This is a genomic window from Brevibacterium sp. SIMBA_078, from assembly GCF_046534565.1.
In the GTDB taxonomy this organism is placed as follows: domain Bacteria; phylum Actinomycetota; class Actinomycetes; order Actinomycetales; family Brevibacteriaceae; genus Brevibacterium.
Window position 1 is genome coordinate 1 of sequence record NZ_JAWRYQ010000142.1, and the last position, 290, is coordinate 290.

Here is a 290-nt window from a genome sequence, read left to right on the forward strand (position 1 = left end):
TCTGCTGCAATCTTATCTGCTGCAATCTTGTCTGCTGCAATCTTGTCTGCTGCAATCTTATCTGCTGCAACCTTGTCTGCTGCAACCTTGTCTGCTGCAACCTTGTCTGGGGCTGGATTTTTAGCTGACTGCTCTTTGGCTATCTTGCTTCTAATTCTCCGTTTGAGTTCAATTTCATCTCGCTCAAGTTCTCTATTAATTGCGTCAAGGAGCTGTTTGCTTCTTTGTAGTCCGATATGAGCTTGTTCAACTCCGCTATCTGTCCATGGGCTTGGTTCAATGACTGGATT

The 290-nt window shown here is 44.8% G+C and carries 1 protein-coding gene; it reads right to left on the bottom strand.

What is annotated here, in order from left to right:
- Positions 1–100 (bottom strand): hypothetical protein (locus SB749_RS19215; RefSeq protein ID WP_410711709.1); only part of this gene is annotated, 100 nt, incomplete at its 3' end.
- Positions 101–290: the final 190 nt, after the last annotated feature.